The organism is Citrobacter sp. Cpo126 (assembly GCF_030332445.1).
Lineage (GTDB): Bacteria > Pseudomonadota > Gammaproteobacteria > Enterobacterales > Enterobacteriaceae > Citrobacter > Citrobacter portucalensis.
This window is the reverse complement of sequence record NZ_JAOWHT010000008.1, coordinates 1-1,632: the sequence shown is the minus strand read 5'-3', so window position 1 is coordinate 1,632 and position 1,632 is coordinate 1. Positions and strand designations below refer to the sequence as shown.

The window sequence follows — 1,632 nt, the reverse complement described above, 5'->3', positions numbered from 1 at the left end:
TTGGTTTGGGAGAAGGCTCCGCGCTACCGGTGGGAGTGCCGGTTCCGTGGCCTCTCCCGAACCCGCCGCAGGGATGGCTTAAATATAACGGCGCACCCTTCGATAAAAACATATATCCGAAATTAGGTGTAGTTTATCCGGCTGGAGTATTACCCGACTTACGCGGCGAGTTTATTCGCGGCTGGGATGATGGGCGGGGAGTGGATTCAGGGAGAATCATATTAGCTCAGCAGGGTGATGCTATTAGAAATATTACAGGTTTCGTGAGTGGTTCTTCTGGCGTTTCGTTTGATAGCTTTTCTGGTGCTTTTTACGATTCGGGGGTAAGAAGCGGCAGAAGGCCTGAGAATACGACTATTGTTGATATGAATGATGATTTTGCTTTTGATGCTTCCCGGGTAGTGCCAACTGCAAATGAAAATCGCCCGCGAAATCTTGCATTCAATTACATAGTTCGTGCAGCTTAAATGAAAAGCCGTCTTAATGGGGTCAGTCTATAAGGACGGCTTAATCATCTTTATCAAATTGAGGGCGGCTCAGGTAGTATCGCAGTTGGAAAATCTGAGGGTTTAATGGCATTCAGCGCATCAATATAATCAAGCCACAGGTTAAACTTGCTTGTTTCTGTTTCGCTCATTCGATTGAGTTGTAGCTTTGAAGGCCAGTTGTTTTTATTAATGACCGCATTAGCCTCATCAATCAGCGCCTGAATTTTCATTTCAAATGCCTGAACGTCAGCAGCTCTTTTTGCATCGATATCCGTTATCCACTCAGTACCATTCCAGACATCAAATTGAGTTTCTGGCGCAATTGTGGTGGTATTTTCTGGAAGCTCTCCTAAAAAACGAACAGTGATTTTCTCCCCTGTATCAGTTTTATAAACTTCTGCATCACGGTGATCTTCAACATACTCCCAGCCGTTCAGACCTTCATTACGACAAATAGCAAAGCCGGTCTTGAATTTGCCTGGTTTATCGGTACAGGAATGTGCAGGAACGCCCACGCCTTCTGCAAGATATTCAACGGTTGAGGACAGGTACTCACGGGTGTTGGCATCATAGTTATAAACAGTGATTTCACCTGCCGATGATGCGATCCCATATGTATTCAAAATAGCTTTACTCATTCTCTTATCCTTCGTGCTGGGGCAGGATTCTACTATACTGACCGTCCACAGTTATTCTTGATATTGATGTTGTTACATAGCCCTCACAATATAATTAAATGACAGGTTACGAGGTCTGACTGTTACATGATTAACACCATCACCAACGGCTGGGCCGGGATAAGGAAATCTGGAAAATCTAGGACTGTAATCGACTACACCATCATGATTACCTATTGCATGACCGGAGCCTACATCATAGTTACCAGCATACTGTGTGAAAGATGTTGCTGCCTGAAAACTAAGTAATCCCCTACTATTATCGATCCCTCTTCCATCATCCCAGCCGCGAATAAATTCACCGCGTAAGTCGGGTAATACGCCAGCCGGATATACCGCGCCTAATTTCGGATATATGTTTTTATCGAAGGGTGCGCCGTTATATTTCAGCCAGCCTTCCGGTGGATTCGGGAGGGGCCACGGCACTGGAACGCCCACCGGCAGCGCGGAGCCTTCTCCTAAACCAA

Annotated in this window: 3 protein-coding genes; 1 reads left to right on the top strand and 2 read right to left on the bottom strand. The window is 45.7% G+C overall.

Annotation, left to right across the window (positions count from 1 at the left end):
- Positions 1-467, top strand: a 467-nt coding sequence (locus OGY17_RS00065) for a phage tail protein (protein WP_286606206.1), incomplete at its 5' end; no start/stop codon positions are given.
- Positions 468-520: 53 nt separating this feature from the next.
- Here the strand turns inward: OGY17_RS00065 and OGY17_RS00060 are convergent.
- Together OGY17_RS00060 and OGY17_RS00055 are read right to left on the bottom strand one after the other, a co-directional pair.
- A complete protein-coding gene (locus OGY17_RS00060) occupies positions 521-1,126 on the bottom strand; it encodes a tail fiber assembly protein (RefSeq protein ID WP_286606205.1) in 606 nt (201 codons plus the stop codon).
- 72 nt (positions 1,127-1,198) lie between these two features.
- Positions 1,199-1,632: phage tail protein (locus OGY17_RS00055; RefSeq protein ID WP_286606203.1), on the bottom strand; the 434-nt coding region annotated here is incomplete at its 5' end.